Source organism: Paenibacillus andongensis (assembly GCF_025369935.1).
GTDB lineage: Bacteria > Bacillota > Bacilli > Paenibacillales > NBRC-103111 > Paenibacillus_E > Paenibacillus_E andongensis.
The window spans coordinates 2647680-2663180 of sequence record NZ_CP104467.1 but is presented as its reverse complement, the minus strand read 5'-3'; the positions used below and the strand labels follow the sequence as shown (position 1 = coordinate 2663180).

General features: G+C 51.0%; 2 protein-coding genes. Both read right to left on the bottom strand.

Annotation, left to right across the window (positions count from 1 at the left end):
* Positions 1 to 57 precede the first annotated feature (57 nt).
* Complete coding sequence (locus NYR53_RS11785; protein WP_261305338.1) at positions 58 to 7737, bottom strand: non-ribosomal peptide synthetase; 7680 nt, start codon at positions 7735 to 7737, stop codon at positions 58 to 60.
* Between the two features lie 78 nt (positions 7738 to 7815).
* Positions 7816 to 15498 carry a non-ribosomal peptide synthetase gene (locus NYR53_RS11780; RefSeq protein ID WP_261305337.1) on the bottom strand — a complete coding sequence of 2561 codons (7683 nt, stop codon included), beginning with the start codon at positions 15496 to 15498 and terminating at the stop codon, positions 7816 to 7818.
* Between the last annotated feature and the right edge of the window lie 3 nt (positions 15499 to 15501).

Sequence of the window (15501 nt, the reverse complement as noted above, 5' to 3'; positions counted from 1 at the left end):
TTCGTAAGCATAGGCTTAGTTTTCCATAGGAAAACTGACTTCGTAAGCATTGGCCAACTAAAATAGAAACTCCACAGCCTCATCCAACACATTTTCCAACTTGTCGAAGTGCGTAAGTGCAATATCTCTCAACAAAATGCCCGGATTTTCCGTAACCTGATGCAGTAACGCTTGATAATCGGTCATCATCCGTTCAATCGTCTCTTTATGAAACAAATGGCTGGCGTATTCCGCATGGAGCACAATCTCGTTTTCATCCTCGATCGCTTTGACTGACAAATCGAACTGGGCGATTTTGTTTTCCGTGTGGTAAGGTTCGAATCTAAGACCGGCAAACTCCGAAGCTTTCATCTCCTGATTCTGCACACTGAAGACCGTATCGAAGAGCGGATTTCGGCTTAAATCCCTGCGCAGCTCCAATTGATCAATGAGCATCTCCAAAGGGTAATGATGGTGTTCCAGAGCCAGTAATGAACTTCGCTTCACTTCCTCCAAAAACTGCGCGAACGTTTTACCGCTTTCCGGCTGGCTGCGTATCGCGAGCGTATTCACAAACATGCCGAGAATGTTCTCGGTTTCAGCAAGCGGCCTGCCTGCTACCGGTGTTCCAACGATTACATCCATCTGCCCGCTGTATTTGGAAAGCAGCACTTGATACGCGGCAAGCAGCATCATGTAAAGTGTGGCGCCATAATCGGACGCTATGTTGTGAATTTGATCGCGCAGCGGCTGGCTTAACCTCACGGTGAGCGCATCCCCTTCAAAACTTTGAACGGCTGGTCTCGGATAGTCAGTCGGCAGCGCCAACACCGGAATAGTGCCGGAGAACGTCTCAAGCCAGTACGCTTCATGGATTCGCATCGACTCGGAAGAGAGCATGCTGTTCTGCCAAACAGCGAAATCTTTATATTGAACCGTTAATTCAGGCAGATCATCTCCACGATACAGGCATGCAAATTCACTTAACAAAATGCCCATCGACACGCCGTCGGATACAATGTGGTGCATATCAAACAGCAGTAAATAGCGCTGAGCACTTACATGTACGAGCTTGACTCGCAGCAGCGGTGCCTTTTGCAAATTGAATGGCTGTACAAACTCCGTAACGATGGAAGCCAGCCCTTCCTCAGTGCTTCTGGCGTACTCAACCTCAAAATGAACATTCGTGTGCACGATCTGCACCGCTTCGCCGTGGACTGTCTCGAACGTCGTCCGCAGTGATTCATGCCGGGCAACCAAGCACCGGAACGCTTGCTCGAATCTCTCCAGATCCAATTCACCTTCCATGAACATGACGCCTGGAATGTTATAGCTAGTGTTCGAGCCTGTAAATTGGCTCATGATATACATCCGCTTCTGGGCGGAGGAAACCGGGTAAAAATCGCGCAGTTCCACTGGCTTAATCGCCGCATATGATTCCCTGTCGGCCTGTACGATATGCTGGGCAAGCGCCTCTACCGTCGGCGACTCGAACAGCATCCGCAGCGGCACATTCACTTGAAGCTGCTGCTTGATCCGCGCCAGCAGCGTCATCGCCTTCAGCGAGTGGCCGCCGAGCTGGAAGAAATCGTCGCGGATACCGACTTGCGACACACCGAGTACGTCCTGCCAGATGACGCAAAGCCGCTCTTCTGTCATATTGCGCGGTGCTGCATATTCTGTGCCGAGCCCCAAGCCACCCTCTGGCTCAGGCAGCTCGCGCCGATCGATTTTGCCGTTAGCGGTAAGCGGCAGCTTCTCCATCTGCACCATGTACGCCGGCACCATGTAGGATGGCAGCTCCTGTGCCAGCAACGCTTTTACTTCCGGCACATCCAGCTCCTGCTCTGCCACGATGTAGGCGCACAAGAACTTCTGCCCGTTCGCATCCTCACGAGCGATCACTACGGCATCCTTCATAGCAGGATGCTTCATCAACTCCGCCTCGATCTCGCCCAGCTCGATCCGGTACCCCCGGATCTTCACCTGCTGATCGATACGGCCTCTATATTCAATCGTCCCGTCCGGCAGCCATTTCGCCAGGTCACCGGTGCGGTACATCGTCTCTCCCTCTTTGAATGGGTTCGGAACGAAGGTCTCGGCTGTTAGCTCCGGACGGTTCGCATACCCTCGCGCCACGCCATCACCGCCGACGCATAGCTCGCCCGGCACGCCGATCGGCTGCAGTTGGTTGTACTTGTTCACGATGTATGCTGTCGAATTGCTGATTGGCCGCCCTATCGGGATGCTTCCCTCGTAATCCCGTTCAATCAAGAATGTCGTGGAGAACGTTGTGTTCTCTGTCGGACCATAGCCATTAATCAGACGCAGACTCGGAAACATGTAGCGAACGTGATTAATGTGGCTCGGCGACAACGCGTCTCCGCCAACCAGCAGCTGCCGCACACCTGCGAACAACTCCGCATTCTCCTGTGAAAGCTGGTTGAAAAGCGGTGATGTGAGCCACATGGTCGTGATTCGATGATCGGCGATAAACGCACCGAGCTTTTCGCTATCCAGAATAACGCTCTTATCAGCTAGATATAGCGTAGCTCCGTTCAGCAGTGCGCCAAAAATCTCAAACGTAACCGCATCGAAACCAAGCGCGCCTGTCTGCAGAATGCGCTCATCTTCGCTCCACTGGACGTAGTTCGTCTCCTTCACCAGCCGTACGACGCTGCGCTGTTCAATAAGCACGCCTTTCGGCTTACCTGTAGAGCCAGACGTATAGATGACGTAGGCCAGATCGCGCGGTCCTCCCAGTGACAGCAAGTTCTCGCTAATCAAGCTATTCTCATTCAATACGGCTTCATCGAGGTCGATCACATGTTCAGCGAGCGCAGCCTGTGCCATCCAATACAATTTCCGCTGCGTCAGTACGATGTTAGCGCCGCTATCTTCGAGCATAAATCTGATCCGTTCCGCAGGCATTTCTAGGTCAAGCAGCAAATAAGCGCCGCCTGCCTTCAGAATGCCCATTAGACCGATCATCAGCTCGATCGAACGATCCGCAAGTAGGCCAACGACCTTGCCTGCGCCAACCCCCTGCTTCCTCAGCTCGTTTGCTAGTAGATTCGCCCGCGCATTCAGTTCCCGATAGGTGAGTTGTTTACCCTCAAAGACAACAGCCGGATGATTCGGTGTCAGCGCGCTCTGCTTCTCAAACAGCGTTGCGATCGTCTCGTTGTTCGGATAATCAGAGCTTGTATCGTTGAATTCTTGAACGATTTGCCATTCTTCCTCACTAGGTACTATGCTTAGCTCCGCCAACGTCAGATCCGGGACTAATACGATTTTTTCTAACAAGCATACGAAATGGCGCGCCATCCGCTTCGCTGTCTCCAGCGCAAACAGATTCGTGCTGTAATCCAGCTGGAGCTCCAAACTTCCCGCTCCTTCACGCACTTCCAGCGTCAGATCAAATTTGGCGATGCCGCTTTGCCAGACGTGCGGTGTAAAGGTCAATTCCCCAAAGCCTGCTCCGCCCTCTTGGCCTAGTCCCGGATCGATACTCTGCATGCTGAACATCGTATCGAACAAAGGATTGCGGCCGGGATCGCGCCGAATATTCAACTGCTCCAGCAGCTTATCAAACGGATACTCCTGCGCTTCAAAGGCTTGAAGGGCATACTCCTTTACTTCCGACAAGAAGCTGTGGAATGTTTTCCCGCCTTCCGGACGGCTTCGCAGCGCCAGTGTACCGACGAACATCCCGACGACATGCTCCAAGTCCGCCTGAGAACGGCCGGCTGTCGGAGTACCTACAACGATATCTTCCTGTCCGGAATACTTGGAAAGCAGGATATTATAAGCAGCAAACAAAACCATGTACAGCGTTGACCCGTTTTCAGCAGCCAATCGTTTCAATGACCCGAGCAATTCCGTATCAACTGCAAAGCGTATATGGTCACCCTCGAAGCTCTGCACTGCAGGGCGAGGGAAGTCAGACGGAAGCTCCAGCTGCGGCAGCTCGCCGGCAAATGAATGCAACCAGAACGCTTCTTGCTTGCGCAGTGATTCACTTTCCAGCTGAGCCTGCTGCCAAACTGCATAGTCTTTATATTGGATGGACAGTTCAGGCAAAGTACCACCGCCATACAACTGTACAAACTCCTTCACGATGACAGACATCGATACGCCGTCTGAGATAATATGATGCATGTCGTACATGAACAAATGACGCCGTTCCTGCAGCTCTACAAGCGCAACACGGATCAATGGCGCCTTTTGCAGATCGAATGACCGCATAAAACGCTCCACCAGGCGTTCAATGACTATGTTTTCTGAAGCCGAATCCTCAGCGCTTTCAGACAGTCGTGAGAACTCTACTTCGAAATCGACGTTCTCATGAATCTTCTGAACCGGCTCCCCGTCGACCAACTCAAAGGACGTGCGCAGCGCTTCGTGCCGCTGGATAAGGCGAGCGAACGCTCTCTCGAACAGGTCGCGGTCTAACTCGCCGCAGACGATAAACACGCCGGGCATATTGTAGCCTGTACCTGCATCATCCAAATCTTGCAGCACAAACATCCGCTTTTGTGCGGAGGAAACCGGATAATACGGCTTTTTCCCCGCTGGTTGGATTGCTTTACGGACATCCTCCTCCGCCTCGCGGATCTTGCGTGCCAACCCTTCCGCTGTAGGCGATTCAAACAGCTCGCGCAGCGGGATATTGACGCTGAAATGCTTGTTCAAGCGTGACATCAACGTCATGGCTTTCAGCGAATGTCCGCCGAGACTGAAAAAATTGTCATGAATGCCTATGCGGACAATCCCCAACACTTCCTGCCAAATAGCAATAAGTGCTTCTTCCACGACATTTGTCGGCGGTATGTACTCCGTCCCCGTTACGAACTCCCCATCAGGCTCAGGCAGTGCTCGACGGTCTGTTTTGCCGTTCGGTGTCACAGGCAGCTTAGCCAGCTCCATAAAAAACGACGGAATCATGTATTCCGGCAGTTCTCTCAGCAAATATGTCCGCAGCTCTAGCGAATGAAGCGGCCTATCTGACACGTAATACGCGCACAAATAAGTTCCTCCCTGCGCATCTTTCCGGTCCAATACGGCTGAGGCCGTCACCGAAGGATGATTCAGCAACTGCGATTCGATTTCGCCAAGCTCAATGCGGTGTCCACGGATTTTCACCTGATGGTCGATACGGCCTAGAAACTCGAGGTTGCCGTCCGGCATCCAGCGTGCCAGATCGCCCGTTCGATACATGCGTTCGCCTTCACGATACGGATTTGGCATAAACTTTTCCGCTGTCAGCTCGTCGTTGTTCCTGTAACCGCGCCCTACGTTATCACCAGCTATGAATAATTCTCCCGGGGCGCCGAATGGTTGAAGCTGCAATCCGTCATTCAACATATAGATGCCGTTGTTCGCAATCGGCCGTCCAATCGAAGGCAGCTCAGGAATGTCTCCGTTTGGCTCCATCTGAAAGATGGTGACGACATGGGTCTCCGACGGACCATAATGGTTATGGAGTTTCACGCCATTTTTTTGCAAAAAGGAACGAAGCTGATTCGTGACCACCAGCTGCTCGCCAGCAGTAATGATATGCCGTACACAAGACGGAAAACGGCCGGCGTATTCTTGCTCGTTAAAAATAAATTTCAAGAAGGAGACCGGAAGGAACAAGACTTCAATTTGCGCCTCTTCAATTAAGTGAAGCAGCTTATGCACCTCTCGCTTCGTATCTCCGTCGATCAGATATAATTTCCCTCCCGAACACAATGTAGAAAAAATCTCCTGGTAGCAAACATCGAAGATCATCGTTGTGTACTGCAGAACAGTACTGCCGTAATTGACATTGTCGTGGCGGAAAACATGGTGAAGCAGGTTGACCATATTGCGATGTTCAAGCATGACACCTTTTGGCTTACCTGTCGTACCTGACGTATAAATGATATAGAACAGATCGTTGGCGCTGCTGTTTACCTCCAGATTACTGCTCTCCGAGTCATATACGTGATCGCTCGAAATATCAAGGATTTCACCCTCAAACGCCAACTTTCCGTATAAATGGCTTTGTGTTAGCAAAATGGATGCACCGCTGTTGTGAAGCATATAATTGACGCGTTCTTCCGGAAGCTCGGGATCGATCGGCACATAAGCGCCTCCCGCTTTCAGAATCGCCAGAATACCGACTACCAAATCCGGCGAACGTTCCACCATAATCCCGACAGCCTGATCCGCTCCAACGTTTTTGCCATGAAGCGTTCTGGCTAATCGGTTAGCCCTTTCGTTCAATTCAAGGTACGTCAACTGCCGTTCCCCGAATACAACGGCCACTTGATCCGGCGTTTTCTCCGCCTGCTCCTCAAACATACGATGAACAGTCAAATGGCTTGGAACTTCTTCCCTCGTATCGTTCAGCTGCAGAAGAAGCTGCTTTTCTTCTTCGGTGACCATAACTAGATCCTTCAGGCGCAGCTCCGGATGTTCCACGATTGTCCATGCGACGGTATTCAGATGTCCTTCGATGCTCCGCAGAAACTGCGTGTTATACACGTTCGCGTTATAGTTCAGGCGCACCGCCAGCTCCCGGCCTGGCATAACCAACAAGTTCAAATCGTAGCTCGTCTGCTCGATCATGCTCACATCCGTTGCTTCAAATCCCAATTGGCTTTCGAGGGATCCATTTTGCACGGACTCCTCCACCGGATAGTTTTCGAAAACGAGAATATGATCGAACAGATTACTCTTAAGCAAGCTTTGCGCCTGAACCTCAGCAAGCGGCAAGTAGGTGTACGATTCGGCAGCCAGCGCATTCAGCTGCACACTTTGCAGCACATCCGAGAATGATTGATCCGCGGACGACTTCACGCGTACCGGAATCGTATTAATGAACAAACCGACCATTTTCTCAATGCCGACAACCTGCGAAGGCCGCCCGGAAACGACGGAACCAAATACGACATCATTCGCATGACTATACCTTTGCAGCACGATGCCCCAGATCGTCTGAAACACCGTATTCAACGTTACCTGGTGCTTGCCCGCCAACTGCTGCAGCTTCGCAGTCAGCTTCTCATCGAACCGGATTGTCAGCTCTTCCTGCTTATATCCGCGCCCTGCCATATCCGTGGCGGGAGCTGTCATCTGGGGCACAGACGCCAGTTGTTCATATCCGGACAGCGCATCAGCCCAAAAACGCTTTGCTTCGTCCTTGTCCTGGCGTTCCAGCCATTTGATGTAGTCGCTGTATGGATACGTCCTTTCCAACTGGATCGGTGCTTGTTCCCGCAAGGAGGCATAGATTTGGAACAGTTCGCCGACGATGATACCGAGACACCATCCGTCCATCAGAATGTGATGGTGGCTCCAAAAGATTTGATATTCGGACTCCCCCGTCTGAAGAATGGAGACACGCATCATCATGTCCTTGGACAGATCGAATCCTTGCTCCAGATCTTCCTGTTTAAACCGCTCTACAAATAGCTCACGTTCCTGTTCAGGCAAACTGCTGACATCTTCAAAACGGACCTGAATCTGACGCTCTTTCAGCACCACCTGCACGGGTCGTTTCACTTTTTCATAAAGGAACACGGTGCGAAATACGTCATACCGCTGAGCGATTCGGTTTAAACTGACCGAAAACAAGCCAATATCGAGCGTCCCTCGTACGCGGATGGACATTTGTTCGAAGTAAGCATTCGATTGGCCCTGCTCGAGCAAGTAATGAAACAGCATCCCTTCCTGCATCGGGGATAAAAAATACATGTCTTGGACGTGTTCTTTTTTAAATTGGCTCATACAGGGGCTTCTCTCCTTAGAATTTACATTAGGGACGTAAGCATTTGCTATGCTATCATTTCGCGTATCTTGCCATGATTACAGCTTTTCACCAAGCAATTCGAAGATATCATCGACGTCGTCCGTCGTCAGTCCCTTGGAGCTGAAATCGCTCGCAGTCCGCTCGCTTTCCTCTTTGTTCCTACAGTGATCGATGATGCGGAGCAAATGATAGTTGAACGCAGCAGATAAACATTGCATGGTGGATTCCTCATACTGTCTCGGGCTATACGAAATTCGGAAGCTCATCTCGCCGTTTGCTATCATTCCGTTCATGATGATTGGATACATGCGGTGGGAATTCGGATTAATCGGTTCTCCCATGTCATACGGGGACGGACCGAACGCGTCATGGACGAGATTCGCATCGAACTGACCGAGATAGTTGAAGCAGATCTCCGGTTTTAGTTTAAAATGGAGTCCGGACCGTTTGTCTTCCGGTGTCAAATATTTCAGAATGTCATAGCCGATTCCCTTGTTCGGTACCTGTCTGAGAGTCTCCTTAACCGACTTGATTTCCCTGGATAAATCACCATCCGTCAGATCAAGCACGATCGGATACATGGAGGTGAACCAGCCGACTGTCCGGGAAATGTTGACGTCTTCCATCATCTCTTCGCGCCCGTGGCCTTCGAGTTGAACAGCAATACGATCGGTCTGCCCCCACTCCTGAACGGCCAATCCTACAGCGGTTAAAAGAATGTCGTTCATTTCCGTATGGTAGGCATGATGGACATGCTTCAGCAGATGCTCGGTCTGTTCCCGGGTAAGCGCCATTTCTGCCGTTGCACTTTCGCCAAGTGTACAGGTTTCAACTGCAAAATCTTTATACAATGAGCCAACTGACATATTTTCTAGCTGTTTCCAATAATCAATTTCCTGCAGCAATTCCTTGCTTTCCGCGTAGGCCGTTAACCGTTGAGACCAATATTGGAACGAGTCCGTTTTTTCCTGAAAAGATGTCTCTTCGCCTGCAAGGGCCTGCGCATAGCTTGTCGCCAAATCTTCAAACAGGATGCGCCAGGAGATCCCGTCAACGATCAAATGGTGAGCGGCAAGCAGCAAGTGATCACCTTCGGCTGTTTGAAAAAGAGCTGCTTTCAGCAAAGGACCTTGACTCAGGTCGAAGCTTTGTTGAATGCGATTGGCTTCCGATGCAATGCGCAGTTCTGTGTCAGCATGAGCCCTGAAGTCGAACTGTTCGAATCCATAAATCTCGCCTTCCAGACCGCGGCCCAACTGGACGATCCGCCCGTCCTTCTCGCTGTAAACCATACGAAGCGCATCATGATGCTGGACAAGATCGTGCAGCGCCTTCTCCAAAGCCAGCGAATCGAATCCGTCAGACTTATGCAGCATAACGGATTGATTCCAGTGATGCTGGCTGGCAAACCGCTGATCGAAAAACCATTGCTGAATCGGTGTCAACCCGACTTCACCCGTTACGGTCTCCTGACTGATTTGGCGCTTGACCAGCGCAACTAAGCCGCTCAGTTCTTCGATCGAAGGGTATCGGAACAGATCTTTCATCTCAAGCTGCAGCCCATGATTAAACAAACGCGAGGCTACTTGTATGCCCTTGATCGAATCGCCGCCAAGATCGAAGAAATTGTCACGTATACCGATCCGGTCCGATCCCAGCACTTCCTGCCAGATGTGTACCAGCTTTTCTTCCAACTCGTTTCGAGGCGCTATGTATTCGGCTCCTGTCTTCAGCCCACCCTCGGGCTTCGGTAGCGCCTTCCGGTCAACCTTGCCGTTAGACGTCATCGGCATCTGCGGGAGTCTTACAAAATGCGACGGGATCATGTATGCCGGCAGATCCTCGGATGCATGCGCCCGCAGCTCCGTCACGGTCAGATCCTGATCCAACAGCAGGTACGCGCAAAGGAACTTTTGCCCCTGCTCATCGTCCAGCGCCATTACGACGGCCTCGCGAATCGACTCGTGCTTCAAGAGCTGTGTCTCGATTTCGCCCAGCTCGATCCGATGCCCGCGGATTTTGACCTGATGGTCGATTCGGCCCAAATATTCCATTTCTCCGCTGCGCAATAATCTGGCGAGATCACCCGACCTGTACAGCCTTTCCTCCGGCTTATAGGGATTCGCAATGAACCGCTCGGCCGTCAACTCTTCGCGGTTCAAATACCCGCGAGCTACGCCTTCTCCGCCCACATACAGCTCTCCAATGACACCGATCGGTACTAACCGCTGCTCGCTATCCAAGATGTAGCTTGTCAGTGTCGGAATCGGCCGGCCAATGTTGCTTAAGCTCGTCTCCATGTCCTGTTCCGTTATTTCTTTATAAGTAACATGAACGGTCGTTTCAGTAATGCCGTACATATTAATCAGCTGTGTCTGCCGGTACATCGCCTTCCATGGCTTCAGCATGATCGGATTCAACGCCTCGCCGCCGAAGATGACGTAGCGGACTTGCAAATCGTTGTCTTGTCGTCCAAGCACCTCGTGAATCAGCGCGTAGAACGCGGTCGGCGTCTGGTTAAGCACAGTAACTCCTTCTTGGCGCAGCAGCTGTGCGAACGCCTTCGGATTCTGTGCCACCGCCTTAGGCACAACGACACAGGTGCCGCCGTACAGCAAAGCGCCGTACATTTCCCAAACGGAGAAATCGAAGCAGAAGGAGTGGAACACGGTCCACACGTCGCGATCAGTAAAATCGAACTTCATCTTATCGTTCAGCATCAGACGAACGACATTTCGGTGCTCGATCATGACGCCTTTCGGTTTGCCTGTCGTACCGGACGTATAGATAATGTAAGCCATATCGTCCGGCTGATTCACGGAGTCCAGGTTCGAACCGTCTCCGCTGTATAGCGCCGGGTCACCTATATCAAGCACCGTACCATCAAACGGCACTTTGCCGGTCAGATGAGACTGGGTCAGCAGCACGCGGGCGCCGCAGTCGTCCAGCATAAATTGCAGCCGATCCTGAGGGTAATCCGGATCAAGCGGCACGTAGACGCCGCCGGCCTTCAGCGTGGCGAGTATGCCCACGATCATATCGGACGAGCGCTCCAAGAGCAGACCGACCCTTCCATCAGGCTGCACGCCGTGACTGCGCAGCTCTCTGGCCAACCGGTTCGCGCGGTCATTTAATTCGCGATAGGTCATTCGTTCCCCGTCATATACGATCGCCGTGCGATCCGGTCGAATCGCAGCCTGTGACTCAAACAGTGCGTGCAGCGTCATTCCTTCCGGGTACTGAGCGGCGGTATCGTTGAGCTCGACAAGCAAACGTCTTTTCTCCGCCTCACTCAGCATATCTATGTTAGAAATCGTCTGGTGCGGGTTAGCAACCGCCGTATGTAAAATATTCAGAAAATGATCGGCCATACACTTCACGGTTTCCTGCTTGAACAACTTGGTCCGGTAGACGAAGCAAAGCTCGATCCCCTCTTCATCTTCTCTTGCTTCAATCGTCAAATCGAACTTCGCGACGGGATTGTCTACTATGCCTGGCGATATCGACAATCCGTCCAGCTCCATGGCTTCAAGCTCAATGTTTTGCAGGACAAACATCGTATCGAACAGCGGATTGCGGCTCATGTCTCTGCGCACATCGACCTGTTCAACCAGCGCTTCGAAAGGATAATCCTGATTTTCGTAAATATGAAGCATGTTCATCTTGACCCTAGCCAGAAACTCGGCAAACGAAAGCTTGCCGTCTGCTCGATTACGAAGTGCCAGCGTACCCACGAACATGCCAATGATCGATTGCAGATCGGGGTGGGATCTGCCTGCAATCGGCGTCCCGACGACGATATCTTCTTGTCCGGAATATTTGGCAAGCAGCACATTGTAAGCCGCAAGCATGACCATAAACAGTGTAGTGCCCGATTCAGACGCGAGACGTCTGAGCGCCTCCTGCAGTTCTTTGCCGGTATGGACGATAACCTTATCTCCCTCAAAACTCTGAATAGGCGGTCTCGGATAATCTGTTGGGATTTCAAGAACAGGAACATCCCCGCCAAACATCTCGACCCAGAAGGTCATCTGCCGTTTCATCACTTCGGATCCGAACCATTCGTGCTGCCAAACGGAAAAATCTTTATACTGAATCGCAAGCTCCGGCAAGTGGTTCCCTTGATACAGGAGCATAAATTCCTTGACGATGAGCCCCATCGAGGTACCGTCGGAAATAATATGATGTAAATCGAACAAGAAGAGGTGGCGTTCTGCAGCAAACCGAATTAACTCTACGCGCAGCAGTGGCGCCTTGCTTAAATCAAACGGGCGTATGAAGTCGTTCATCATTCCCGCAGCATCTTCTTCATTCGCCTCTTTTACAGGAATTCGCAGCTCAACCTGCGGATGCACGATTTGCACAGGCTCTCCGTCCACCGTATCGAAAGAAGTTCGCAGTGTATCGTGCCGCGCCACTAGAGCTTGGAAGGCTCCGCGGAACCTTTCTATATCGAGTGGTCCTTCAAGCAGCATGGCCCCTGGCATATTGGAGCTGGTTCCATCAGGGTCAAGACGATTCAGCACGAACATCCGCTTCTGCGCCGAGGATACCGGATAATAATCACGCTGCTCCGTAGAGCGGATCGCTGCGTAGACTTGTTCGTCTGCGCGTTGAATATACTTGGCAATCTGCCTTATCGTCGGACTGTCGAACAGTACCTTGATCGGTACTTCCACCTTCAGTTCCTGATGAATTTTCGAAATGAGCATCATTGCCTTCAAAGAATGGCCGCCATTTTCGAAAAAATGGTCAGTCACGCCGATATGCTCTGTCTTTAAAATCTCTTGCCATAGCGGCAGCAGATTAGCTTCCGTAAGGTTAGCCGGTGCTTCATAAATGGCAGCGGATTTCAATTCCCCTTCCGGTTTCGGCAGCGCTTTTCGGTCAATTTTGCCATTTGGCGTAAGCGGCAGACGTTCCATCGGCATAAAGTAGGAAGGCACCATATAGGCCGGAAGCTCCTGCAGTAGGTCTTCTTTAAGATCAGCTGCTGCTGCGTCCGTTTCGAGTGTATAATACACAGCGAGCGCTTTTTCTCCCCCACCGTCGTTGGCGGCGAGCACGACAGCCTCTTTAACAGAACGATGCCTCAGTATCGTCGCCTCGATTTCTCCGAGCTCGATGCGATAGCCGCGAATTTTAACCTGATGATCGATACGATCGATAAATTCGATATTGCCATTCGGCAGCCACTTGGCCAAATCGCCGGTTTTGTACATTTTCGTGCCTGGAAGGAAGGGATTGTCGATGAATTTTTCCGAGGTGAGTGCTTCTTTGTTCCAATACCCTCTGGCCAGCCCTGCTCCAGCTACGCATAATTCACCCTTCACTCCAATAGGCTGCAGCTGGTGATGTTGATCCACGATGTACACCTGTGAGTTAGCGATCGGATGCCCGATCGTTATCGGCTCTCCAGGCATCAGATTTCGGCTTACGGTGGAAATGACGCTGTTTTCCGTCGGGCCGTACTCGTTGACGATTTCCGCTCCGGGAATGATTCGCTTCGTTTTCTCCAGCAAATAGGGCGAAATGTTCTCACCGCCGAGGGTTACGGCTTTCAGCGAAGAATCTTCCTCCGCGTTCATCGTTTCCAAAATCGCAGCGTACAAGCTCGGCACGCAGCTAAAATGGGTAATCTGCAAGGAAGAGATTCGTTTCTTCAGCGCCAGCGGATCTTTCGCTTCCTCATCACTCGCTAGGACAACCGTCGAACCGGATACAATCGGCGCGAAAAAGCTGCTGACAAAGGCATCGAACGAAAACGATAAAAACAGCAATACACGATCATCCGTGCCGAAACCATATTCCTCTTTTCTCCAACGGATCGTATTCATGATGCTTGCGTGCTCAATCATTACACCCTTCGGCTGACCAGTCGTTCCTGATGTGTAGATCATATAAGCTAAGTCCGCAGGCCAGCTTTCAGCCGTTAGATTTGCAGCATCCGAGGCATAATTCACTTCGTCTTGCAGATCTAGGAACTCGCAATGGCTTCCCTCAACCTTGTGCATCAACCCCGTTTTACTCAATAGGAGCTGTGCTCCGCTATCTTCAAGCAAATAGCGGATCCGCTCAGCTGGATATTCCGGATCGCAAGGCACATAGGCTCCGCCCACCTTCAGAATGGCGAGCAGACCGACAGCCATCTCTAAGGAACGATCCGTCATGATGGCAACCATTTGGTCCTTGCCAACGCCTTTTTCTTTTAATACCCGAGCGAGTCTGTTGGCTCTTTCGTTAAGCTCGCGGTACGTCATGCTCAAATCTCCGCAAACAATAGCCGTTTGATCCGGTGTTTTGATGGCCTGCTGCTCAAAAAGCGCATGGAGCGTTTGCTCTTGGTCCTGCGGATAACGGATTTCCGTATCATTGAAAGAGTGGAGAATTTGCCGTTTCTCTTGCTCCGTTAAGATTTCAATATGCTTGGGCAGCACCTGCGGATCGGCAACGACCTGAGCGATGATTTGCTTCATATGCCCTTCGATGCTGTTCATCCATTCCGCCGCATAAACAGCTGCATTGAAGCTTAGCTTGATCCCCAGTTCAGCGCCCGGTGCCACAACGATATTCAAGGGATAATTGGTCTGCTCCTCGACATGCACATCGTCGATTGCGAAGCCCAGCGACCCTTCCCAACCGTTATTTTGCAGTTCTTTGGCAACCGGATAGTTTTCAAAAATGAGGATATGATCGAATAAATCCTGTTTGTGTCCATTCTGGCTTTGAATTTCGTACAAAGGAACGAAATGATAGGCCTCCGAAGCCAGCGCATTGCGCTGAGCTTCGGCAAGCAGACTGCCAAACGATTGCTCATCTTGATAGGAAATGCGTACCGGAATGGTGTTAATAAACAGTCCGACCATTTTCTCAATACCCCTCACCTGCGAGGGCCGACCGGAAACGACAGAGCCAAACACAACGTCATTCGTATGGTTGTATTTACTTAGGAGAAGACCCCAAATCGTTTGGAAAACCGTGTTTACCGTCGTCTGGTAGCTGCTAGCAAGCTGAGCAATCCGACCAGTCGTCGTTTCGTCAATAACGAAGCTGATCTCTTGCTTTTGATACAAACTGTCTTCAGGTGCGAATGCTTTAGGGATATGAACGGACTGCTCGTAGCCGTCCAGATACGTTTGCCAATAGGCCAGCGATTCGTCTTTATCCTGCTTTTCCAGCCACTTGATATAATCACTAAAAGGGTATACCGCTTCTTGAGGCAGCGTATTCTCATGCTTCAAAGCTTCATAGATTTGAAACAGCCGGTTGATGACAATGCCAAGCCCCCACCCGTCCATCAAGATATGATGGTGGCTCCAGATGAACTGATATTCCTGTTCAGCCGTTTGGAATACAGCCATGTGCATCGGTATATCCTTGGCCAGGTTATAACGTCCAGCATTCCGTTCGCTGATAAAAGATGCGATGTAGATCTGCTGTTCGCTTTCATCCAAATGATCGATTTGCTCGAAATGAAGCTGGATCGTTCTTTTGCTTAAAACAACCTGTCTTGGGCGCTGAAGATTTTGATGTACAAATGCTGTGCGTAAAATATCGTTTTCTGCGATTAATTGGTTAAAGCTTTGTTCGAAAAGGCTGACATCGAGCTGCCCGCAAAGTTTTGCTTGCAGCAGGTTATGATAGGCGCTCGAGTCTGGATCCATGATTGAATGAAAGAGCATCCCTTCCTGCATCGGAGTGAGTGGATACACTTTTTGGATTGTGTCTGATTTTTTCATTAT

Excerpts from the sequence above, each read along its gene's own strand:
- NYR53_RS11785 (WP_261305338.1), bottom strand. The coding sequence starts at position 7,737 with ATGAGCCAATTTAAAAAAGAACACGTCCAAGACATGTATTTTTTATCC.
- NYR53_RS11780 (WP_261305337.1), bottom strand. The coding sequence starts at position 15,498 with ATGAAAAAATCAGACACAATCCAAAAAGTGTATCCACTCACTCCGATG.